Raw genomic sequence first — 23371 nt, forward strand, 5'->3', positions numbered from 1 at the left:
TTAATCAAATAATGGTAATAATCCTTTTCTTTGTATCATATTAATTCAATAATAACCTTATTAATTTTTACGATATGAAATATAAACATATACCATTATTTGTTGCTACTTTGGCGCTATCACTGAGTGCCCAAGCTCAGAAATATACAGCACAATCGAAGAGCGATTTTACTCTTATTCAAAACAAAGGTGGCGTTAAATTAGGCTATGCTCCGAGTTCTGGTGTGAAAATATTGACAGTAGATGGCTGGGCATTTAAAGATTTGAACAAAAACGGAAAGCTTGATAAATATGAAGACTGGCGTTTGCCTATCGACGTTCGTGCTAAGGATTTAGCATCAAAGATGTCAGTCGAGCAAATTGCAGGCTTGATGTTATATTCAGGTCACCAGTCGTTGCCTGCAAGACCTATGGGATATTTTTCTGGAACCTATAATGGTAAGCCTTATAAGGAAGGTGAAACTGACCCTTCGGACATGACCGACCAGCAGAGAACATTTTTGGATAAAGATAATCTACGACACGTTCTGTTGACTACAGTAAAAAGCCCTGAGGTAGCTGCTAAATGGAATAATAAAATGCAAGCTTTTGTCGAAAGTACTGCATTGGGTGTTCCTGCCAATAATAGTTCTGACCCTCGACATGGAACTTTGGCAAGTGCCGAATATAATGCTGCGGCTGGTGGTACTATTTCGATGTGGCCTGGCTCTTTGGGTTTAGCTGCAACCTTTAATCCTTCAATTACACATCGTTTTGGAGAAGTCGCTTCTGCCGAATACCGTGCTTTGGGGATTGCTACGGCCTTATCCCCGCAAGTAGATATTGCTACCGAACCTCGTTGGAGTCGTGTTAGTGGAACTTTTGGCGAAAATCCTTATCTGAGTGCAGCCATGGCGCAAGCATATTCTGATGGTTTTCAAACTTCTTATGGTGATAGAGAAATTAAGGATGGTTGGGGTTTTGGAAGTGTGAATGCGATGGTGAAACACTGGCCTGGTGGTGGTTCTGGCGAAGCTGGTCGTGACGCTCACTATGCTATTGGGAAGTATGCTGTTTACCCTGGTAAAAACTATTCACAACATTTTATTCCTTTTACAGAGGGTGCTTTTAAACTAAAAGGGAAAACTAAGATGGCTTCTGCTGTGATGCCGTACTATACAATTTCTTGGGGATTTGATACAAAGAATAATGAAAACGTAGGTAATAGTTACAACAAATATATCATTACAGACTTACTTAGAGATAAATACCATTATGATGGCGTAGTTTGTACTGACTGGAGTATTACCCATGCGCATACAGTGATGGATAATTTTGTTGATGGTAAGCCATGGGGCTTGGAAAAACTTACTGAAGCGGAATTGCATTATAAAGCTTTGATGGCTGGTGTTGATCAATTTGGTGGTAACAATGATTCTAAACCTATTATCGATGCTTATGCGATGGGTGTAAAGGAGCACGGAGAGACTTGGATGCGTGCTCGCATGGAAAAATCAGCGGTTCGTTTGTTACGTAATATTTTCCGTGTAGGTTTGTTTGAAAACCCTTATTTGGATGTTCAAGAAACGGTGAAAGTAGTAGGTAATCCTACATTTATGCGTGAGGGTTTCGAAGCGCAGACGAGTTCGATTGTAATGCTAAAAAACAAAGGAAATACCTTACCACTTCGTTTGGGTAAAACGGTATATATACCTAAGCGTTTCGTTGCCAAATCTCGTAACTTCCTAGGCATGGAAACCCCTGAATCATTAGATTATCCTGTCAATTTGAATATTGTTAAAAAGTATTACAATGTTACAGATAATCCTGATGAGGCAGATTGTGCTATCGTATTTGTGAATAACCCTGCCTCTGGTATTGGTTATGATAAAGCTGATTTAGCAAAAGGCGGTAATGGCTATTTACCGATAAGTCTGCAGTATAAAGAATACACTGCTATTGAGGCTCGTGAGACGAGTATTGCTGGTGGTGATCCTTTGGAGGCTTCGACGAACCGCTCTTATAAGGGTAAAACCATTAAAGCTGCAAACTCTACAGATTTGGATATGATTTTAGAGACAAAAGCTAAAATGAAAGGAAAGCCTGTTATCGTTTCAGTTTCTATGGATAATCCGATGGTATTTAATGAATTTGAGAAGGAGGTAGAGGGTATTTTAGTAAACTTTAAAGTACAAGACCAAGCCATTTTTGAAATTATTTCTGGTAAAAAAGAACCATCTGCTTTGTTGCCAATTCAGATGCCAGCCAATATGAGTACTGTAGAAAAACAAGCTGAGGATGTTCCGCAGGATATGGAATGTCATAAAGACTCAGAAGGTAATATCTACGATTTTGGTTTTGGCCTAAACTGGAAAGGTGTTATCAAAGACGGTCGTGTTAAGTTGTATAAAAAATAATATAACATGATCCATTATTTGTAATTAGAAATACAGGCGAAAAGAGTTCCTTATCGCCTGTATTTTTAATTATTTTTCTTAATTATTCGTTTGCAACGCCAGTTGAGATAATTGACCATAAACCAAAAGTTTTTGAATGCAGGATTACTAGTCTGTTTATGATGATACCGAAAATAAATTTGCTGAATTATCACCAATAATCTAAATAGTCCATATACTTCATAGAAGGTAAAATCTACATTTTTTAGGCTCATTCGTTCACAATAGTAGCTAATGACTTCCTTACGAGTTAGCATTCCTCTTAGATGTGTGGGTTGTTTTCTGAACATTTTAAAAACAAAATCATCATCTGCCTGAATCCAATAAGCTAGACTATTGCCCAAATCCATCAGTCCATCGCCCACCGTTGCCATTTCCCAATCCAGAATACCGATTACTTCTAAATGTTCATCTGCTGAAAGAACGATATTATCGAAACGAAAATCATTGTGAATAAAACAGGTATATTCTTCAGACGGAATGTTGTTTTCTAGCCAATGAATCACATATTCGCAAGAAGGCACATTCCATGTTTTGGCTTTTCTGTACCGTTCTACCCAACCCGTGATTTGCCTATTTGCGTAGCCTTTTCCTTTGCCAAATTCTTGTAAATCAGTATTTTCAATATTGATTTTATGTAAATCAACTAATTTGTCTATTACCCTAATACATAGATTTCGTACCTTTTCAGGACTTAATTCTAAACCTTTAGGAAGATTTGCTCTAGGAATAATTCCTGAGATTTTTTCCATTATGTAAAACTCTCGACCTATTATGGCAGTATCCTTACAGTGTAACTCTATTTTGGGTACGTAGGGGTAGTAAGGTGACAATACCGTCATTATTCTAGACTCTCTTGCCATATCATGTGCCCCCTTGGCTTTGGTACCTTTAGGCGGACACCTCAGAATGTATTCTTTATCATTTATTGTAATTTGATACGTTAAATTAGAGGCTCCACCACTAAACTGCTTCAAGGTAATGGAGTCAATAGTGATAGAGAACTCTTTGGCTAAATAGCTTTTCAATGTATCCAAATCTAGTTGGTCTTCGTTACGAACTTCTTTGGGTTTATCAATCAATAAGTTTTCCATTTTCAGCCCTTTTAGGATTCTCGATATTTCTTTAGTTCTAGTTTTGCCACCACATTTCTATGAACTTCATCAGGACCGTCAGCTAGTCTTAAGGTTCGAGCGTAGGCATATAACCCAGCGAGTGGCGTATCGTTGCTAAGTCCTTTACCTCCAAATAGTTGCATTGCTTGGTCTATGATTTTACAAGCAACTGTCGGTGCAACTACTTTAATTTGTGAGACCTCACTTAAGGCACCTTTGATACCATAAGTATCTAGTAAAAAGGCAGTTTTCATAACGAGCAATCTTGCCATATCGATTTCCATTCGAGCATTGGCTATAATATCTGTATTTCCTCCAAGTTCAATAAGCGACTTTCCAAAAGCGGTTCTTGATTTTCCTCTTTCTATCATTAGTTGTAAGGCTCGTTCACTTGCTCCAAGCACCCGCATACAATGATGGATTCGACCAGGACCTAAGCGACCCTGTGCTATTTCAAAGCCTTTTCCTAGTCCGCCGATAAGATTTGATTTAGGGACTTTGACATTTTCAAAACTCACCTCCCCATGACCATACGGCGGGTCATAAGTACCAAATACAGGCAACATTCGTTTGATGGTTACTCCCTCTGCATCTAGCGGAATTAGTACCATTGAGTGCTGGGCGTGCTTGGCTGCTTCTGGATTTGATAAACCCATAAATATCGCAATTTTACAATTAGGATGCCCTATGCCCGTACTCCACCACTTGGTACCATTTATGAGTAAATAGTCGCCTTTGTCTTCAATCGTAGCCTTCATATTAGTTGCATCACTTGAGGCAACTGCTGGTTCGGTCATACAAAAAACAGAGCGAATAGAGCCTTCCAAGAGAGGAGTAAGCCATACTTCTTTTTGTTCAGCAGTTCCGTATTTCCAGAGTACCTCCATATTGCCTGTATCAGGAGCATTACAATTAAAAACTTCTGGAGCCAATAACGAATATCCCATTGCTTCGGCAAGAGGCGCGTATTCAACATTGCTCAAGCCACTAACTTCTGGAAGAAAGAGGTTCCACAATCCTTGAGATTTTGCTAGTTTCTTTAAAGATTCTATCCCTTCATCGAGAGACCATTCTTGAAATTTTGGATTCGAGATAAAGGGTTCTTCTCGAAATTTTTCTTCAATGGGTAAAATGTATTTATGGACGAAGTGCTCAACTCTTTGAATCAAGTCAAGTGTTTTAGGAGAATGAGAGAAGTTCATACAATGTTTTTTCAAAGTGAATTATGATAGGAATTTACAAAGAAAAGTTTAATATTTTCTTGAAATGAGAATAATCACTTTGGTATAGGCACAAAAAAAACTGACACCATAAATATTATAGTGCCAGTAACTACACCCAATTTTCTATAAAAACTATGATAATATGTTTTAGCTCAGAGAGCGCTTAAAATCATGAGAATTACCTGTGATACAGGAAAATAAGATTTTTTTGTAAAAGTAATATATTACCGCAAATTTGACAACTAAATTAGGATAGTATTCAAATTATTCCAACGAGGATGAATATTTTTTTTACGCAATCGTTATCGGTAACGTTTTCGTTTGGATTATGATAGTAATAATTTGAATATTTCTTTTCAAAACTCCACTATTAAAAGCACACTTTGCCTATTCTTTACTATAAAATATCCTCAAATTTTTAGCCAAACTTATTAAGCGGACAGATTCTTAGGCAAAATTATTTTTGAATAAGCTTCTATGAGATAAAAGGAATTTGATTCTTCCTACGTTTTGGAATTATACAAGATATTGAAAAAATTAGTATCTTACTAACAGTTTGGTTTGAGTTTGCCAACTCGGTAATTTTGATTGAATCCGATGAGATATTCACTTTTTAACGAACAACCTATTTGGTATTTGGATGTTTTTGCTGAATCTATCCTAGAAAAAGGTCGTGTACGATTACGCCCTCTGGATGGACAAACAGCTGATAGCACACTTCGTATAGAGTGCAGTCGAAAACTTCGTCAGAAATATGGAGTAGGTACGGTTTTTAAATTGGATGTTCGACTGGTACGTCCACATAATAAGAAGCCGTATTTAATTTGTCGGAATAGAAAGGAATTGACTCGTGCACTTGAATATTTTGAAAGAAATAAGCGTGTTCAAATAGAGCATCTGATAGGCACGCAACTAACTCTTTTTTAAGGAGTTTGCTAAAAAAATAAAAGCGTCGAAGGCGCTGAGAATTGAATATTCTCGATAACAGCCTACGACGCCTTACAATAAGCTACCTACGACGCCTTCAAAATGCTTGAAATAGGTACTTTTCGGCGCTCAATTAATCTTTTTACGGTAGTTGGGTGAAACATTTTTCCCTTCGAAGTCCTAAATCCTTTAGAGTTTAGCTCATCTGCAATTTGTTGAAGGGTGTACAATCCTCGGTCGAATCTTTCAATTAAGGCCGAAGCCAAGCGATTGTTTAAATTTTTTAAGGCTTTTTGTTTTGTCGATGCGGCTCCCACGGCTCTTGATTCATTTGTAAAATTTTCAGGTTTACCTAATTTCACGCCCCGATTCTTCTTTGCCTGTAAGGCAGCTTTAGTTCGGATGCTTATCAGTTCACGTTCACGTTGCGCCAAACCTGCAAAAACTGCTAACGTGAAGGTATCCAAAACCCCGTTTTGAGTAGGAATGTCACAACTTACAAATTTCCCTCGAACTTTTTCTAAAATATCAAAAGTATCTTTCACGTCACGACTGAGTCTATCTAACTTGGCTACTATCAAAAACGCATCTTTGTCATTTAAGCAATCGGCAATCGCAGATTGAAGCATCGGTCTGTTGTCTATATCTTTACCCGACTCCGCTTCGATATACTCTTGCGCTACTTCAATTTTATCAAGAGTTGCATAATGATAAATGATAGCTCGCTGTGCTTCTAATCCTAAGCCTGAGCGTTCTTGTCCTTTAGTCGAAACTCTCAGGTAGGCTATATACTTCTTCATATAACAGTTTAGAAAATTTTACAAGGCTACAATGCTCGTTATTGTCTTGTAAAAATAATAGAAAAATACATAAGTCCAAATGACATCCACTCTTAAAGACAAAAAGTCTGACCAACTCGTGTGCTGATCAGACTTTTTGACAAAACTTAAGCTATTGCCAGTTTTACACAATTTCTAGTGTAACTGGCATATTACCTCTCGTTGCATTTGAGTATGGACATACCTCATGGGCTTTTTCAACCAACGCTTGTGCAACTTCTTTTTCTACACCTGGAATATGTACTTTCAATGTTGTTGATAAACCAAAGCCTCCTGCGTCGTTTTTACCGATAGCAACCTCTGCTGTTACAGAAGTTGTACCCGTAGTTACTTTTTGCATACGAATCACAAGATTCAAAGCGCTATCAAAACACGCTGAATAGCCAGCAGCAAAAAGTTGTTCAGGGTTGGTAAATGCACCTCCTGTTCCTCCTAATTCCTTGGGCATTCTTACTTCTAAATCCAATACTCCGTCTGAAGATTTTACTTGTCCATTGCGACCACCTGTCGCTGTTGCCGATGCCTGATATAATGCTTGCATGATTGTATAATTTTATTGCTTTATTAGAAAAACATACCACTAATAAGAGCAAATATTAGTTTATTGAATTATGATTAAAATTGTATTTTTCTGTTATTTCAAAGCTGAGGTTGTCTCCATTAGTTTATCTAATTGGGCTTTCAAATTGATAAACTCTTCCATCGAAAGTGCCAAGCATGAGGCTAACTTGAAGGGGATATCTTTCGCCTCATTTTCTAGTGTAATTCCTTTCTCAGTCAAGCTTACCAATACGACTCTTTCATCTGCTTTGTCACGTTGGCGGATTACTAATCCATCTTGTTCCATACGCTTTAACAGCGGAGTTAATGTCCCACTATCGAGCAATAGCTTTTTCCCTAAATCCTTCACAGATAAACTTTTGGATTCCCATAAAACCAACAAGACTAGATATTGTGGGTAGGTCAAGTCGAGTGGTTCGAGCAATGGTCTATACAGGGCAGTTATTTGCCTTGAAATAGCGTAAAAAGGAAAGCAAAGCTGGTTTTCTAACTTGAGTTGATTCATTTGCTTGTTTTTTTTGTGTAAAATTAAATTGTAAACAATTTAATTGCAAGATATTTTATTAAAATTTTCTGAAAATGCTAAAACAAAGCCATGAAGCCCTATTTTTGTTTTTTTAGGAAATCAATAATTAAAGTAAATATGAAATTTTTGGCAAAATATGGAATAGATGGATTTATTCTTTCTTTGATAGGAGCTATTGTCTTAGCTTATCTATATCCACAATTAGGAGCAGTTACCTTAGATAAAGCATTGGGTTTTGCAACGACTTACGGGGTTAGTATGACCTTCTTTTTATATGGTTTGAAATTAGATACCAAACAGTTATTAGTCGGAATCAGTAATTGGAAACTACATACTTTGATCCAAACGAGTACCTTTATATTTTTTCCTGTACTTGCACTTTTGGTCAAACCTTGGTTCGATTCTATTGGGCAACCTGTCTTATGGTTAGCAATATTTTATTTAGGCGCATTGCCTTCTACGGTTTCTTCTTCGGTTGTAATGGTTTCATTATCAGGTGGTAATGTGGTGTCTGCTATTTTCAATGCTACGCTTTCGAGCTTGTTGGGAATTGTATTAACACCATTATGGATGTCAATGTTTATGGGGCAAGTCAACAGTAATTTCGATTTGACAGATGTCCTAATGAAGTTAGTCTTACAAGTAATAGTACCTGTAATTATCGGGATGAGTCTAAACAAATTTGGAGGCGCTTGGGCACAAAAAAACAAAGTTGCCTTAAAGATGGTCGATCAAACAGTAATCATTTTGATTGTATATCAATCTTTTTGTGATTCGTTTGACCACCATATATTTGCAACTTTACCCATAAGTAATATTATTTGGTTGTCTGTAGGTATGATTGTACTATTTCAAGTAGTGTATCAATTGATAAAATGGTGTGCACATCGACTTGGATTTAACGAAGCTGACACTTCAACGGCCATATTCTGTGGGTCCAAAAAATCATTAGTGCATGGTACTGTTATGAGTAAAGTGTTGTTTGGTGCAGGTGCTGAGGTTGGGATTTATTTATTACCCATTATGATTTATCATGCTAGACAACTTATTGGTGCAAGTTATCTAGCCCGAAAGCGTGGCGAAAAAATGGCTCAGCAAGCCAATCATTAATTAGTGGTTAGGCATATAGCCCACAAAGCTGTAATAGCCTGTGAAACATGCTGTTGTATGGTCAAATCTTCAGATAATGATTCTAGGGCACGATAGACTAAGGCTCTCGCTGACTTCACTTTAGTCATAGCCATAATCTGGGCAATTTCTTCATAACTTAGCCCTTCAAAAAAGTATAAGGCAATAGCTTCTCGTTGTTTTTCGGGAAGCTTTGCACATGCTTCTTTTATGATCTGACTGGTATCTGCTGAAAATATCTGATTAAATAAGTCATTTCCATCAGAAATATTAAGTTCAAAACCGCCTTCTAAGCCTATAAAAGCAAACTGTTTTTGTTGCTTTTCCTGAACTCTCATCAGTTTACGTTTCAAACTCGCATATAAGTAAAACTTAATCGAAGTTGTATCTCCTAGACGCCCTCTTGATTGAATCATTTCGCAAAATAAATCCTGAATTGCATCCTTTACTTGGTCTGCTTCAGCACAAAACTGTCTGCCATAGTTATATAACTTTGGGGCATATTGATAGTAGATAAAACTTAAGGCTTCATCGCTTCCATCTTTAAATGCTTTCCAAATTTGCTCTTCGGAGAAATTCTTCATGGCTATTCAATTAAAATATATGGCTTGTTAATTCAATTTAAAGGCCTATATGTGTCATTATTACACAATTGAGGCTAATTAAAAAGGGAATTGTTCATTCCTTAGGTCAAATGTAGGATATTTTTTGATTTACTACTCAATAAAATGCAAAAAAAAATTTATAAAGTTATTAAATAGCTAGTATTTGATAATTTTTATTGATAATGTAAATATTTCATTATCAGAATGTTAAATGGTAATATTTCATTTTTTCTAAAAAAAGTAAAATTTTTTCTTCGATTACTATGGTCATTCCTTGAGTTTTTGTCTTTCTGTATTTGAAAGAACTAAACTATGGAATCGAATCAACCCAATATAGAGCAATTTCTGAGTAACTCTTCATTTGTAAAATGGGTAAAAGAGCCAGATGATGTTTCAAACGAGTTTTGGAACAATTGGCTTTTGAATAATCCTGACAAAAAAGAGACGTTTGAGCTTGCCAAAAATATTATTCAAAACCTTGCCTATAAGCATCAGTATCATTTAGACAAACAGGAGTTAGATGCGATGTTTGAAAGTATCAAATCGACTGTTGCTCAAAATTCTGACGCAGAAAAGCAACACGCTATTTCAATTTTCACGAATAATCTTAAAAGATTTTGGTGGGTGGCAGCTTCCGTGGTTATTGGAATTACCTATTCATTACAAACAGAATTTGCTAAAGAGCGTTTGATGACTTCTGTTTTGACCATGGGAAATAAGCAATTTTATGGTGCTAATCCTGGCGAAAGAATAAAAGTGATTCTTCCTGATGGCTCAATTGTCACGCTTCAAGGAGGAAGTTCTATTTCGTATAATTCTGATTTTCAAGATACAATTAGAAAAGTTGAACTGAATGGACAAGCATTTTTTGATGTTGTGAAAAATCTACAAAAACCGTTTGTGGTAGAATCAAAACATTTGAGAACTAGAGTTTTGGGAACAAGTTTTTCTGTAAATGATTCTGAAAAAGATGCCATTGGAAAGGTGGCTGTAAGAACAGGAAAAGTAAGTATGAGTGTTGTCGAAAATCATCAATCGAAAATACTTACTCCTAGTAAAATGGGTGTCTGGCATGAAACTCAAAAGCAGATAGAGGTCAGTACGTTTGACCCAAAATCTGAGCTCGCTTGGAAGGATAATATATTGTACTTTTCTAAGGAAGACATGCCAAGCGTTTTATCAAAAATCGAAACTTGGTATGGTGTTAAAATTATAGTTGACCCAGCCCTAAAATTGAAAGGGAGATACAGTGGTGAGTTTTATGACGAATCTCTCGAAAATGTTTTGACAGGTATAGGATTTACTTCAGGATTTGATTTTGAAATCAAGGGAAAAGAAGTAAAAATCGTATCAAATAGATAAGCTATTTCCAAAAGCAATATCACCAACCATATTCATATTTTTCGCTAACATATCTAAACATTAATTATGAATTCTTTGCTTCAAAACTCCAGCTAACCAAACAAAAAAAGCCGACTATGCGTCGGCTCCTTGATTGAGTTCTGAGCTATCTAAAAAGATTGGCGTCTGTGCGATAGAGCAGAACTAGGAATTTTAATTATTTCAATCATCAAAATCCCAATCAAATATATGAAAATCCTTCGACCCAAGTCGCTTCTCCAGTTAAAAAAACGATTTACGACTATGTTAATGCTCCTCATGAGTATTTTACAAATTAATATTCTAGGCATTTTTGGTGCACAAGCCAAAAATATCGAGGATACTCGTCTGAACATGAAAGTAGAAAAAGCTACGATTGTTCAGGTATTCAAAGAAATCGAAAAGCAAACGCAATTTCATTTTTCATACAATGATGCTTATCTCAACGAGCAGGTAAAAGTTACGTTGAATGTGCAAAACAAGAGGCTTTCGGAAGTTCTTAATTTCTTGACCAAAGAGGTAAACCTTCAATTCAAGCAAGTACGTGGTAATATCCATGTTTTGAATACAGCCAATACCGACCGAAATTTTAACCCAAACGTACAGTCAAACGCCATTCTCGAAGATATTATAGTGTCTGGCGCAGTATTGCACGTGTCTGGTCGAGTGACAAGCCGTGAAGATAATCAGCCTGTGGCTGGTGCTACTATTCGAATTAAGGGAACGAACAAAGGAACGGTAGCTGATGCACAAGGAAACTACAAAATTGAGGTAGACGATGCCAATGCTGTCATTGAAATATCATCTGTAGGGTTCTTAAAACAAGAAATTCGTGTGGGTGGTCGCAGTACTATCAATGTTGAGTTAACGGCTGACATTGCCAAACTAGACGAAGTTGTTGTGGTTGGTTATGGTACGCAAAAAGTCAAAGATTTGACGGGTTCTGTTGGTATCGTTAAAATGGAAGATGCCAAGAAAACAGCGACTTATGATGTAGCCAAAATGCTTCAAGGTCAAGTGGCTGGGGTTACAGTGCATGGCTCTGGGGAGCCAGGTGGATTTGTAAGTATCAAGATTCGTGGTATTAGTTCTTTCAATAACAACAGTCCATTGTTCGTGATTGATGGTGTTCCTGTAGATGCTCCATTTGATTTTTCACCAGATGATATAGAAAGTGTTCAAGTTTTGAAAGATGCCTCTGCTGGTGCTATCTACGGAGCTCGTGCAGCCACTGGCGTTGTGATTATTACAACGAAAAAAGGAAAAGCAGGACCGTTGAAAGTTGATTATTCAGGATATGCTGGTGTGCAAGAAATTGCCAGACGTATTCCTGTGACCAATCGCGTTGGTTATCAAAATATTACAAGTGCAGCAGAGTTGAATGCTGGCTTATTGGTAGCGCCTGCAAATGACCCGAAAAGCCCGTCTTTTATCAGTAAAGTAGATACTGATTGGCAAAAAGAGGGTTTTAAAACTGGTAAAATTACCGACCATAACCTCAACTTTTCGGGTGGTACTGAGGCACTAAGAGGAAGTGTTTCTGTAGGCTATTTTGACCAAAGTAGTACCTATACTGGCCCACAAAACTATAAACGTTATAGCTTGAATGGTAACTTGACAGGTAAAAAAGGTATTTTCTCTTTTGGGGCAAAGTTTGCCTACACACAGTCACATAAGGTAAATAATGCCAATACCCGTGAGCATGCTGTTTTTGGTGGAAGTGTAACCAGTTTATTGACTGCCATTCCGACTATGCCAGTTTATGATTCAAATCGTTTAGGCGGCTATGGTGGTAGCGACAATAACACACAACGAGCTATTACTTTGAACGTAGTAGGGATGAATGCTTTGTTGAAAAGTACAGGAGATCGTAATCGTATTTTAGGCAATTTCTGGGGCGAATTGGAATTAGCTAAAAATCTAAAGTATAGATTAAGTGTTAGTTACGACCGTACAGATTGGAAAGACTTCTTCTTTGAACCAAAATATGATTTAGGTTTTTACTACCTTACTCCATTGGCGTTTTTATCTCAAACACGTGGGGGGGCTAATACTTTCTTGATTGAAAATACTGCAACGTATCTGAAAGAAATTGGTAAACATAAGATTGATGTTTTGGCAGGTATTACACATCAAAAAGATGAGTGGGCGTCTATGACTGGTACGGCTTTAGGTCTTACGGAGCCTTATTTTTTAACATTAAGTTCTGGATTAGAGGCTTCAGGAGGTCGTGGAATTAGCGAATATCAGTGGAATGCTGCACTTCAATCGTATCTGGGGCGTGTGAACTACAATTATGGAGATAGATACTTATTGACATTCAATTTCCGTCGTGATGGCTCTTCAAGATTTAGTCCATCTAATCGCTTTGGTAACTTCATGTCATTGGCTGCTGCTTGGAATGTTCACAATGATATTCAGTTGCCAGAATTTATCAATAGTATGAAAGTAAGAGGTGGTTTTGGAGAATTAGGTAATCAGTCTATTGGGCAATATCTCTATGATACCTATGTCAATACCAATGCTAATTATGTATTCAACAATACTTTAGCTCCAGGTGCTACTCGTACGCAAGTGGTTGACCCATCTATTAAATGGGAATCTAAAAGAACAACCAATGTAGCAGTTGATTTTGGTTTCTTGAATGATAAAATCTCATTTACAGCTGAATATTTTGATAACCGTGCTTACGATATGTTGGTGGGTATCCCTATTCCTGCTTCGGTGGGTTCTACCAACGCAAGCGTTACGACCAATATCGCTTCTGTTAGCAACTCAGGTGTTGAATTAACGGCAACTTATCGTAAAAAGACAGGAGATTTTAAATATGAAATCTCTGCTAATGCACATACGCTCAAAAACAAAGTATTAGCCTTGGGTGGAAACAACGAACCGATTTACGGCGCGGCCAGTAAAACAGAAGTTGGACATTCTGTAGGAGAGATTTATGGATATGTAACCGAAGGTATATTCCAGAATACGGATGAGGTAAAAAATCATGCTACACAATTAAACGCTGCTCCTGGAGATATTAAGTTTAAAGACCTCAATGGCGATGGCAAAATCACAGCCGAAGGCGACCGCACCTATTTGGGTTCTTCTATTCCAAACTTTTACTACGGTTTGAACTTTGGCGCATCATACAAAAACTTTGATTTATCATTCTTTATGCAAGGTCAGGCAGGTAACAAGGTTTACAATGGTGTATATCGTGATTTGATGGCTGAGCAATACGGTAATCATCACGTAGATGCTCTGAATTATTGGACACCAACTAATACCAATACCAATGTGCCTCGTCCAGTCATTGGTGATCCAAATGCCAATACACGTGATTCTGACAGATTCGTAGAAAGTGGCTCGTATTTGCGTATGCAAAATGCACAAATTGGATACAACGTTCCTCAGAGTATTTTAAACAAAATTAAAGGTGTAAGTAAAATCAGAATATACGCATCGGGTCAGAATATTTTCTTGATTTCGAAGTATCGTGGATATGACCCTGACTTTGCAAGTGATGGTTTGTTGAGTAGAGGATTAGACTATGGTTCCTATCCAAACCCTCGTACCATTATGCTTGGTTTGCAAGTAGGTTTCTAATTTGATGTAGACTGTTATACATGCCATTTTGGGAGTACTATCGGTCTGTGAGTTACTTTACAAAATCGTTTAATTTTAGATTTTCCATGAATAAAAAATATATAATAGCGTTCGTTGCCACAATGGTGTTGGCTACAGGCTGTGAAAAAGACTTGGAGCAAACAAACCCCAACCAGCAAACTTCGGCTACTTTTTGGCAGTCACAAGATGATGCGATTAAAGGGGTAAATGCTGCCTACCAAACGTTGATTATCGATGGTGGCTATATGCGTAGTACGCCATTGTTGCTCGATACCCGTGGCGATGATATTAAGAGTAATAGTCCTTGGGACCAAATGTACAATTCAGGGAAGTTTGCCTTGAATACAGGGAATGATGCGATTTATGGCTGGGCGTTTGGTGCGTATTATGAAGGTGTTTCTAAAGCCAATCAGGTATTAGATTTCGTACCAAAAATTGCCATGGATCAAGCAGTAAAAGACCGTGTTTTGGGACAGGCTTACTTCTTGCGCGGACTTTACTTTTATCATTTAGTCAATTTGTTTGGCAATGTGATGCTTCCAACTACTTCGGTAAAAAGCACAGCAGATTTTTATGTTAAACAATCTACTGTAGAGGAAGGTTGGGCACAAGTAATTTCTGACTTGAAAAAAGCTTCTGAATTACTTCCTGTAAGTTATGATAATGTGGCTGGCCCTGATAAAGGTCAAACAGGTCGCGCGACCAAGGGTGCAGCTTTAGGGTTTTTAGGAAAAGCGTATTTGTTTACTAAGAAATATTCCGAAGCTGCTACGCAGTTCAAGGCGATTATCGATTTGGGTGTATATGATTTGATGCCAAATTACCGTGATAATTTCACTGAAGTTGCAGAGAATAATAAAGAATCATTGTTTGAAGTTCAATTTTCTCGTGATGCGGGCGGTAAAGATATGAACTGGGGTGGCGAGCCTGCTCCAGGTTGGGGAGCGGTTTCGGGTCGTGCAATTACTTATGGGCCGCGTGGTTTTGGCTGGACAGACGTGCAACCAACTCGCTCGGTATTCAATGAATTTTTGGTCGAAAAAACCGCCGCAGGGAAAGATGACCCTCGTTTGGAGGCAACGATTTTTTATAACAAACCCGGTGGTATGAAATTATATGGAAAAGACTTTGCTACTTTTTATACAAATCCCAACGACTTAAATGATTTGTTCTGTCGCAAATATGAAAACGATGAAACTAAAGCCGATGAATTTGATTGGCGTTCGGGCATCAACGATCGATTGTTGCGCTATTCGGATATTTTGCTGATGTATGCAGAGTGTTTGAATGAAACAGGACAAACAGCGCAGGCTTACCAATATGTTCAGCGAGTTCGTTCGCGTGTAGGGTTACCAAATTTGGCAACCACAAAACCAAATATGACTCCTGCTCAAATGCGTGAGCAATTGGCACACGAAAGACTATTGGAGTTTTGTTTAGAAGGTCACCGTTTTGATGATATTCGTCGTTGGGGTTGGTTGCAGGATGCCACAAAGCTAGCAGAACTGAAGCTTCGTGACCCTGAGTTTAACACTTACCAAGCAGGTAGAGAGTTTTATCCAATACCACAACGTGAGGTGAATACGAATCCTGGTGTTAAGCAAAATGCTGGTTACTAGAACTTTTTTGTAATAGTTTGATTACTAGTAAAATATAGATAGGCTGTCGACAGTAGGCAAAGTAAGTGTTTCTCTTTAAAAATTACTTATGCTGCCTATTGTCTATGGCTTACATCTCTCAAATTTAGGCTTTGCCTCTAAACCTAAAAAGTATTTGATGCTTCACTGGTAACTACCAATAAGGTATTTCAACTTAAAGACGTATGCTTTTCTCAACAAAAAAATATTTATACATTACCTTATTCTTACTAATCTTGGGAATAAGTGCTTGTTCAAAAAGTGCAGTTGATCCCACGCCAACTCCAACCCCCAATCCTACTCCTACTGCGCCAGCTTTTGATATTAATTCTATCAAAGACTCTTATGCAGATGTGGCAGCGGCTAGTAATTATTTGCGTTGGGGACCTTATAACGTACATGACCCATCAATTATCAAGGAAGGTGATACCTATTATTGCTACAACACCGATGTAGCTTATGGAACAGATATTCGCCCAGGAATTCAGATTCGTCAGTCAAAAGATTTGATAGAATGGAAGTTTTATGGTTGGGTATTTGATGGATTGCCAACGTTAGGAGTAAATTTTATCAAGCAAAAAGGAATTCAGCCATTTAATTCTTTGTGGGCGCCTTATGTAATGAAAGTTGGAAATGAATTTCGATTGTACTACTCACTTTCTTCTGGTGACCCTCGTTTAAGTGTGATTGGATTGGCCACGGCTAGTTCGCCTTTAGGACCTTGGAAAGAACAAGGTTTGGTGGTTACTTCTCAAAATGATAATACACGACAAACTAATGCGATTGACCCAACTGTGGTAGTTACACCAACAGGAGAACACTATTTTTATTATGGTTCGGCTTGGGATGGAATTTATATGCTGAAACTTAATCCTGCCGCTGGTTTACCATTGGTAGCAGGTGATAAAGGTAAAAGAATCGCGAATCGTGGATTTACCAATGGGCAATATAATGGTAATATCGAAGGACCTGAAATTATCTATAACAAAGACCTCAAAAAATACTTTTTATTTATCTCTTATGATTGGTTAGCTACCAAGTACAATGTCCGAGTAGGGCGTTCTGACTCTCCCGAAGGACCTTTTTATGATTTCGAAGGCCGAAACCTGAATGAGGATATTGACCATGGTCCGATGATATTGGCTCCTTATCAATTTGCAGGTCATGCGGGTTGGCAAGGTGTGGCGCATTGTAGTGTTTTCGAAAATGCTGGACAGTATTATATGGCGCATCAGGGTCGTCCGGGACAAGATATTAATTTTATGATTTTGCATGTGCGTAAAATATTTTGGACAAAAGATGGTTGGCCAGTGGTTTCGCCTGAACGTTATGCAGGAGAATTTACCACTGCTATTACGAAAGAAAATTTAGTGGGTGATTGGGAGCAAGTTATTCTAGGTTATAGAGTTGTACCTGGGTATGATAAGGAACAAAATTCGCCTGATTTTCAAGTAGCCACTACTATTTCATTAGATGCCAATGGCGGCATTAATGGAAGTACTGCCAATACATGGTCATATTCAGCGCCTTGGCTTACTATGAAATGGAGTAATGGTTTTACCGACGAAGTATTGGTCGAGAGAGGTCGTGATTGGGAAAACAAGAAGGAAACAATCCTTTTTTCAGGGTTAAATAATAAAGGAACTGCTATTTGGGGAAAGAAGAAATAGTTTTGAGAAATGGCATTGTGTAAAAAATTAGTAGTAGTCACACCATAAACTTTAAAATTCAATATTCAGGAATTGATAAGCTCATAATAAACGACGTACCACTAAAATAACTTACCAAATGCTTACGAGCCATTTTTTGTTGACATTTTCAAAAAGATATACCCTTTTGTTTTTCATCTTTTTGGGTGGAATTACTTCATGTCAAAAGAAGTCTAACAGCCCTTTGCATTTTGTGTCCGTTTCGAGTAGTCAGTCGCATATCGATTTTAGTAATATTTTGACAGAATCTGATTCTGTGAATTTTTACACGAATGAATATATGTACATTGGCTCAGGCGTAGGTGTTGGTGACTTCGATAATGACGGTTTACAAGATGTGATTTTTGTAGGTAGTCAGGTGCGTCCTCGCTTGTATTTGAATAAAGGAAAAATGCAATTTGAGGACATCACTACGAAAGCTAATATTCCAGAGTTGTCTTGGTGTACAGGTGTGAGCATCGTAGACATTAATCAAGATGGATGGCAGGATATTTACCTTTGTGTTTCACACCATAAAAATCCTCAAAATCGAAGAAATATTTTATTGATTAATCAGAAAAATTTGATATTCAAGGAAGAAGCTCAAGCCTATGGACTGGCTGATGAAGGCTTTTCGACACAAGCTTGTTTTTTAGATTATGATAAAGATGGCGACTTGGATGTATATGTATTGAATCACCAACTATTTAATCCTCAACCCAATAAACTGGTTTCGCCAGATTCTTCTGGAACATCGCCTGCTGCTGATCACCTTTATCAAAATCTTGGCTTTGATAAGAAATTAGGACATCCTGTTTTTCAGAACGTATCTCAGCAGACAGGTATTTTGGAAGATGGCTATGGCTTGGGAGTAACAGTTGCCGATTTTAACCAAGATACCTATCCTGATATCTATGTTGCCAATGATTATCTTGGTAATGATAAACTATGGTTGAACCAACAAAATGGAACTTTCAAAAATGTTATAGCTCAAGCCACACAGCATCAGAGCTATAACAGTATGGGGGTCGATGCCGCTGACCTCAACAATGATTTGTTGCCTGATATCATGGTTTTGGATATGCTCCCACCCACCAATGAGCGTAAAAAAATGATGGCATTGGGTGTTAGTCCTGAGAAATATGATTTGCAAAGAAAATTGGGTTATCAACCTGAGTTTTCTCGAAATATGCTACAGCTTCATCGAGGAAATCAACGTGTGAATCAACAACAGATTCCTGTTTTTAGTGAAATAGGTAATCTGGCTAGAGTGGCAGAAACAGATTGGAGTTGGAGTGTGCTTTGTGCTGATTTTGATAATGATGGCTGGAAAGACATACATATCACTAATGGATTAGCCAAGGATTTGACCAACAATGATTTTCTAAATTTTACCAAAGAAGCCCAACAAAGTAGTTACCAATTTGGCGGTGGAAACAATAGTTTAAATGCTTTTGACACAAAAAGTATTCATGATTTACGGAAAAAATTGGATGAATTTGGAGCCATTAAGCTGAATAACTTTTTCTTTAGAAATACTCAAAACCTTCAATTTGAAGATATTACTCAAGATGTTGGACTCGAAAATCCTTCTATTTCGCATGGGGCTGCTTATGCCGATTTTGACAATGATGGTGATTTAGATTTAGTCATCAATAATACTAATCAAAAGGCGTTTCTTTACCAGAATACCCTGAATGATGATAATGATAAGGTTCACTTTTTAACGATTACCTTAAAGGGAAATGAAGGAAATCTAGATGGTTTTGGTACAAAGGTTGAAATTTATACAGAAGGTAAAGTACAAATGCTCGAACAACAACCCGTTCGTGGATATGCTTCTTCTGTCGAAAATCGTTTACATATTGGCTTAGGAGAATCTAATCTAATTGATTCATTAATAGTAACTTGGCCTAATCAAAAAGTGCAAAAGATTTTTCGAGTAAAAGTAAATACAAGCTTACTTTTAAAACAAAGTGATGCGAATGATTAAGCAAATATCCATACTGTATTCTTTGAAGACAAAGGTATTGGACTTGATTTTGTACATCAAGAAACTTCTTTTTTTGATTACTATAATCGTCGATTACAACCTCAAAAGTATTCACAATTAGGTCCATGTCTTGCCAAAGGTGATGTCAATGGGGATGGGCTTGAGGATATTTTTGTAGGAGGAGCTTCTCGTCAAAATGGATGTTTTTTTATGCAGGAAAAAACGGGTGGTTTTAAAGCGCAAGTATTAGTTCAAACCTCAAAATTGCAAGAAGATTTGGCTTCGGTTTTGGTAGATACCGACAACGATGGCGATTTGGATTTGCTTCTGGCAGGTGGAAGTACCGAGTACCCAAGAGGCTATCAAAGTTCGGTACAATTATTTTTAAATGATGGGAAAGGCAATTTCCAACAGAATTTAATGGCAATCCCTGCACAGCTTCAAACTTTTTGTACTACCTTAGCAGTTGCAGACGTTGACCATGATGGCGACCAAGATATTTTTGTAGGTGGTCGTCTCGATGCCGAACATTTTCCTCAACTTCCTCAGAGTTATTTATTGATTAACCAAAATGGTTTTTTTAAAGAACAAACCGCTCAATTAGCACCTGACCTTCTGTATGCTGGAATGATTACAGGGGCAGTTTGGACAGATTATAATCACGATAATCAGATTGATTTAGTAATCGTAGGAGAATGGACTTCCGTTCAATTTTTCAAAAATCAACATGGAAAATTAAGCTTAGATATTGAAGCTAGCGAATTGACTCAAAGAAAAGGAATGTGGCGAAGTATTATTGCCAAAGACTTAGATGCCGATGGTGACCAAGATTTGGTGTTGGGAAATTGGGGAATGAATCAAAAATATCATATTTCAGAAACAAGACCGTATCATCTTTTTGCCAAAGATATTGACAATAATTGTACAAATGAGTTGCTTCCAGCCTACTTTTTGAAAAACAAAACAGGAAATTTTGAATTGTATCCCGATTTAGACCGCAATCAATTTGCGGAACAAACGCCCACGATAAAAAAGAAATTTTTATTGCACCGCGATTTTGCTGAAATAAATATGATTGATTTATTGGAACATATTGGAAAAGAGTCACTTATTGATTTGAGCTGTGACTATGGTCAAAGCGTTTGGCTCGAAAATCAAGCAGGGAAGTTTGTCACGCATGAGTTACCCATTGAGGCTCAACTAGCGCCAATTAACGCTATCGAAGCTACTGATGTCAATGCCGATGGAATACTAGATTTGATTCTGGGAGGCAATGAATTTCAAACCGAAATAACCACAGGAAGAATTGACGCCAGTTATGGGTTAATTTTATTAGGAACAAAACAAAAGCGCTTTGTACCTCAACCTATTGGTTATCAGGGTTTATTTTTAAGAGGTGACGTTAAGGCAATTCAACTCATTCGTAGTGCTCAGAAGTCTTATTTGGTGGTATCAGAAAATAATCAAAGACTAAAATATTACGCTCTAAGTGATAATAAAGATTAAATTAATAATATGTCTGTAATGCTCTTTGATTTGTCTTTTTGATTGTGAGTTTAATCTAATAACTGATACACTATTAACCGATAATTTTTTTACTAAAAGCAATATACATACGAAACATTAACTTATCCCATTTATCTATTTATATGAACCGTATAATAAAGACCGTTAGTCTATTTGTGGCTACCACTTTGTTGGCGCAAGCACAAGCACCTACTCCGATAAAGGTGAATGTTGCGCAACCAGTTTCAGAAATACAACCTACTATGTGGGGGATATTTTTTGAAGATATCAACCTCGGTGCCGATGGAGGTATTTATGCCGAATTGGTTAAAAACCGTTCTTTCGAATTCCAAAAACCATTGATGGGTTGGAAAATAGAAAGAAAAACTTTTCATGAAGGAGAAGTATTGATTCAAAATCGTGCTGATAAAAACACTGCCAACCCTCGCTTTGTGAGTGTTAAGGTTGAAAACGCACAAAAAGGAGACCTTGGATTGACCAATGAGGGTTTCCGTGGAATGGGTATCAAAAATGGATTAAGATATGATTTTTCCGTGATGTACCGCCAGTCAGGAAGTCCTGTTAAAGTTCATGCTGAGTTACTTGATGCCAAAGGACAAGTAATTGGAGAAGGTACGCTGACGCCATCTCAAACGGATGGGCAATGGCATAGACAAGCTGTGAGTTTCAATGCCAAAGCTACTGAGGCAAAAGGTAAACTTCGTTTGTGGTTTGAAGGAAATGGTCAAATCGACTTAGATATGATTTCTCTATTTCCAGAAGATACTTGGAAAGGACGCCCTGGAGGGATGCGTGCCGATATGATTCAGAAGTTGGCCGATTTAAAACCAGGCTTTATTCGTTTCCCTGGAGGATGTATTGTTGAAGGCTTTGATTTGAACAACCGTTACCAATGGAAAAAAACAATTGGCCCAATCGAAGAACGCCAATTGATCATGAACCGTTGGAATATCGAGTTTGCACATCGTCCTGCACCAGATTATTTCCAAACTTTTGGTTTAGGATTTTTTGAGTATTTACAATTGGCAGAAGATATTGGTTCTGAGGCACTTCCTATCTTAAACTGCGGTATGGCTTGCCAATTCAATTCGGCAGAAGTTGTACCTATGGATCAACTTGAACCGTATGTACAAGATGCCTTAGATTTGATTGAGTTTGCCAATGGCGATATCAATACTACTTGGGGAAAAGTTCGTGCGCAAATGGGGCACCCTGCACCTTTTAATCTGAAAATGATGGGGGTTGGTAATGAAAACTGGGGACCACAATACATCGAGCGTTTGAAAGTATTCACGAAAGCTATCAAAGCAAAATATCCTAATTTCAAATTGATAAATAGCTCTGGTACAGACCCTAACGGCGACCGTTTTGACTATTTGAATAAAGAATTGCGTGCTATGAACGCTGATTTTATTGATGAGCATTATTACCGTGCACCAGAGTGGTTCTTGAAAAATGCAGGGCGTTATGATAGCTACGATCGCAATGGTTCAAAAGTTTTTGCAGGAGAATATGCATCTCATACCAACAATGGCGCTTCTGCTAGCAATCGTAACACTTGGAGAGCTGCGCTTTCTGAGGCTGCATTTATGACTGGCTTGGAACGTAATGCTGCTGTGGTTCAAATGGCTTCTTATGCTCCGCTATTTGCCCATGTTGAAGGTTGGCAATGGAATCCTGATTTGATTTGGGTGGACAACTTGCAATCATTTGGTACTCCAAGTTATTATGTACAACAACTTTATTCATTAAACAAAGGCACACACGTTTTATCGATGACTCAAAATAATCAACCATTGATAGGACAAGACAGTTTGTATGCCTCAGCAAGTTGGGACAAAGCTAGTAATGAAATTATCTTGAAAATTGCGAACAATAATAGTCAAGCTCAAGTGCGTGAAATTCAATTGGATGGCGTAAAAAAACTAGATCCAAACGCTAAATTGATTGTGATGCAAAGTGATCCAAATGCCGTAAATACATTTGAGGAAGCCCTAAAAGTGAGTCCTTCTGAAAAGAAAATTTTGGTAAATGCGAAGACTAAAAAAGTTAGTCTTGAATTAGCACCATATTCATTCTATGTGGTGAGGATAAAAACATTATAGCAAATCATTTGCGAATTTGATTCAATATTAGGTTAGTTTGAAGGGGAAAATTAAAGCAATT

The 23371-nt window shown here is 37.6% G+C and carries 16 protein-coding genes; 10 read left to right on the forward strand and 6 right to left on the reverse strand.

Annotated elements, in window-relative coordinates; genetic code table 11:
* The first annotated feature begins 74 nt into the window (after positions 1–74).
* Positions 75–2396: a glycoside hydrolase family 3 N-terminal domain-containing protein gene (locus GVN22_RS11650; RefSeq protein WP_166551200.1), complete on the forward strand. Its 2322-nt coding sequence runs from the start codon at positions 75–77 to the stop codon at positions 2394–2396.
* A 65-nt stretch (positions 2397–2461) separates the two neighbouring features.
* Here the strand turns inward: GVN22_RS11650 and GVN22_RS11655 are convergent, their stop codons facing one another.
* Both GVN22_RS11655 and GVN22_RS11660 read right to left on the reverse strand, forming a co-directional pair.
* Positions 2462–3529, reverse strand: coding sequence for a phosphotransferase family protein (locus GVN22_RS11655; protein WP_166551201.1), 1068 nt, complete (start codon positions 3527–3529; stop codon positions 2462–2464).
* A gap of 11 nt (positions 3530–3540) precedes the next feature.
* Entirely contained in the window at positions 3541–4752 is a 1212-nt protein-coding gene (locus tag GVN22_RS11660; RefSeq protein WP_166551202.1) for an acyl-CoA dehydrogenase family protein, read from the reverse strand.
* Positions 4753–5370: 618 nt separating this feature from the next.
* On the opposite strand from GVN22_RS11660, the gene GVN22_RS11665 reads away from it, so the two are divergent.
* On the forward strand, positions 5371–5700 hold the full coding sequence (locus tag GVN22_RS11665) for a hypothetical protein (RefSeq protein WP_166551203.1): 330 nt from the start codon (positions 5371–5373) through the stop codon (positions 5698–5700).
* A gap of 86 nt (positions 5701–5786) precedes the next feature.
* Here the strand turns inward: GVN22_RS11665 and GVN22_RS11670 are convergent, their stop codons facing one another.
* The 3 genes from GVN22_RS11670 to GVN22_RS11680 form a co-directional block, all read right to left on the reverse strand.
* Positions 5787–6500 (reverse strand): recombinase family protein, encoded by a 714-nt coding sequence (locus GVN22_RS11670; protein ID WP_166551204.1) that lies wholly within the window; start codon positions 6498–6500, stop codon positions 5787–5789.
* A gap of 163 nt (positions 6501–6663) precedes the next feature.
* Complete coding sequence (locus GVN22_RS11675; protein ID WP_166551205.1) at positions 6664–7080, reverse strand: organic hydroperoxide resistance protein; 417 nt, start codon at positions 7078–7080, stop codon at positions 6664–6666.
* Positions 7081–7173: 93 nt separating this feature from the next.
* On the reverse strand, positions 7174–7605 hold the full coding sequence (locus GVN22_RS11680) for a MarR family winged helix-turn-helix transcriptional regulator (protein ID WP_166551206.1): 432 nt from the start codon (positions 7603–7605) through the stop codon (positions 7174–7176).
* Between the two features lie 138 nt (positions 7606–7743).
* Between GVN22_RS11680 and GVN22_RS11685 the strand changes: the two genes are divergently transcribed.
* A complete protein-coding gene (locus GVN22_RS11685) occupies positions 7744–8736 on the forward strand; it encodes a bile acid:sodium symporter family protein (RefSeq protein WP_166551207.1) in 993 nt (330 codons plus the stop codon).
* Here GVN22_RS11685 and GVN22_RS11690 read toward each other — a convergent pair.
* Positions 8733–9338, reverse strand: a complete 606-nt coding sequence (locus GVN22_RS11690) for an RNA polymerase sigma factor (RefSeq protein WP_166551208.1) — start codon at positions 9336–9338, stop codon at positions 8733–8735. The genes GVN22_RS11685 and GVN22_RS11690 overlap by 4 nt on opposite strands.
* Positions 9339–9671: 333 nt before the next feature.
* Here GVN22_RS11690 and GVN22_RS11695 point away from each other — a divergent pair, with 333 nt between their 5' ends.
* From GVN22_RS11695 to GVN22_RS11725, 7 genes are all read left to right on the forward strand, one after another.
* Positions 9672–10721, forward strand: coding sequence for a FecR family protein (locus GVN22_RS11695; RefSeq protein WP_166551209.1), 1050 nt, complete (start codon positions 9672–9674; stop codon positions 10719–10721).
* Between the two features lie 228 nt (positions 10722–10949).
* On the forward strand, positions 10950–14339 hold the full coding sequence (locus GVN22_RS11700; protein ID WP_166551210.1) for a TonB-dependent receptor: 3390 nt from the start codon (positions 10950–10952) through the stop codon (positions 14337–14339).
* 86 nt (positions 14340–14425) lie between these two features.
* Positions 14426–15979 carry a RagB/SusD family nutrient uptake outer membrane protein gene (locus tag GVN22_RS11705; protein ID WP_166551211.1) on the forward strand — a complete coding sequence of 518 codons (1554 nt, stop codon included), beginning with the start codon at positions 14426–14428 and terminating at the stop codon, positions 15977–15979.
* A gap of 203 nt (positions 15980–16182) precedes the next feature.
* Entirely contained in the window at positions 16183–17667 is a 1485-nt protein-coding gene (locus GVN22_RS11710) for an arabinan endo-1,5-alpha-L-arabinosidase (protein WP_166551212.1), read from the forward strand.
* A gap of 166 nt (positions 17668–17833) precedes the next feature.
* Positions 17834–19678 (forward strand): CRTAC1 family protein, encoded by a 1845-nt coding sequence (locus tag GVN22_RS11715; protein WP_166551213.1) that lies wholly within the window; start codon positions 17834–17836, stop codon positions 19676–19678.
* Between the two features lie 36 nt (positions 19679–19714).
* The gene (locus GVN22_RS28415; protein WP_370520412.1) at positions 19715–21184 is read left to right on the forward strand and encodes an FG-GAP repeat domain-containing protein; all 1470 of its coding nucleotides are present in this window, start codon (positions 19715–19717) and stop codon (positions 21182–21184) included.
* A gap of 143 nt (positions 21185–21327) precedes the next feature.
* Positions 21328–23310, forward strand: coding sequence for an alpha-L-arabinofuranosidase C-terminal domain-containing protein (locus GVN22_RS11725; RefSeq protein ID WP_166551215.1), 1983 nt, complete (start codon positions 21328–21330; stop codon positions 23308–23310).
* Positions 23311–23371 lie beyond the last annotated feature (61 nt).

It is taken from the genome of Cellulophaga sp. BC115SP, from assembly GCF_009905545.1.
Taxonomy (GTDB): Bacteria; Bacteroidota; Bacteroidia; order Cytophagales; family Spirosomataceae; genus Flectobacillus; species Flectobacillus rivi.